This is a genomic window from Anaerococcus sp. HMSC068A02 (assembly GCF_001811125.1).
In the GTDB taxonomy this organism is placed as follows: Bacteria; Bacillota; Clostridia; order Tissierellales; family Peptoniphilaceae; genus Anaerococcus; species Anaerococcus vaginalis_C.
This window is the reverse complement of the sequence record NZ_KV803728.1, coordinates 1-1,595: the sequence shown is the minus strand read 5'-3', so window position 1 is coordinate 1,595 and position 1,595 is coordinate 1. Positions and strand designations below refer to the sequence as shown.

The window sequence follows — 1,595 nt, the reverse complement described above, 5'->3', positions numbered from 1 at the left end:
ATATCTGCTCACTTACTTTGATTTTTTGCCCACCGACATAAAGGTAATATTCTTTTGTCATTTATGTTTCCTCCATTCTTTTTTTGTCTTTATGTTTTCAGACAAAAAAAGGAGGACTCCTGCTCTTGGGCATGGTTAGTCCTCTAGAATGAAAGAAACTCTTTCTAATAGTAATTGTATTTAATTTTTTAACTGAGTTATCTAACTTGTAAATAGCGTAAACCAAAGAAAAAAGGTAAATGTACTTTAATTATATTTATTTGCATATTTCCCTCCATTCTTTTAAATAAACCCACTTATTATTCATTACTTGAATTTTTCAAACTAATTTTATCCATCCTATTTAATTCCCCAAACATCATTACTACACCAGCTATTATCATAATTAAATCTACAAGGGGTTCTGCAAACCATACTGCTTTAACTCCAAATATCATTGGTAAAATAATCATGGCAGGTACGAATAAAAATAACTGTCTTAGCATTACTATTATGCCGGCTTTTTTAGCGTTTCCTATTGATTGGAAGAATGTTATAGTCATTACCATTACTCCATATAGGATAAAGATAGAATAAAATAGTCTAAAGTTTCCTATTCCCTGAGTTATAATACTTTCTTCTACTCCAAATAAGGAAAGTATATTCTTTGAAAATGCTAATGTTGGTATCCAAAATATTGATGCAAGAACTAATCCTCCGATAGAAAATACTTTCATAGCTTCTTTTACTCTGTCGTATTTTTTCGCTCCAAAATTTGTACCAACTACAGGTTGTAAACCTTGACTCATTCCCCAAAGTGGAATGAATGAAAAGGCATATATTCTAAGTGTTGCTGCCATCAAGATAGCATTTGTATCTCCGCCATATTTAAATGACATTTTATATAGCATTGTTTGTTGAATCATAAATAAAATTTGCATCATCATAGCAGATGACCCTACGCCAAACATTTCTTTTTTTATTTCCTGATCAGGTTTGATTTTATTTATTTTTACTGCTTTACTTTTATATTTGAAGTAATGGAGTGTTATTATTGCTTGAACAAATTGTGCTGTAATAGTTGCAAGTGCAGCCCCTTCAATTGCATATTTTCCCATTAATTTCATTAGAATGGGATCAAGAATTATGTTTAAAAAAGCCCCTAGCCCCATAATGAGCATTGCTTTTTTCATTAATCCTTCTCCACGCATAACCATGTTTGCTGATTGAGTAAAGTTTACAAATAAAGAACCAATGAAAATTACTCGTAAATATCTGATACCATATTCTTTAATTTCTCCACTTGCTCCAACCATATCTAAAAAATGTGGTGCAAGTAAAATTCCGCCTATTGTAATAATTGATGAGAATAGAATAACCCAAAAGATTAAATTCCCCATAATTTTATCAACTGTTTTTTGGTCACCCTTTCCTATAGCTCTTGATAAAACTGATGCTGAACCTACACCTATGAGTGTAGATACTCCACTATTAAAAAAGGTAAGTGGCATAGCTACACCACAAGCTGTCATTGCAGTTTGTCCTATAATATTTCCTGCAAAAATTCCATCCATTAGTGGATAAAGACCTATTACTATCATTCCTATTACAGCAGG

The 1,595-nt window shown here is 31.5% G+C and carries 1 protein-coding gene; it reads right to left on the bottom strand.

Annotated elements, in window-relative coordinates:
• Window positions 1-299 precede the first annotated feature (299 nt).
• Window positions 300-1,595: MATE family efflux transporter (locus tag HMPREF2782_RS03050; RefSeq protein ID WP_070640782.1), on the bottom strand; the 1,296-nt coding region annotated here is incomplete at its 5' end.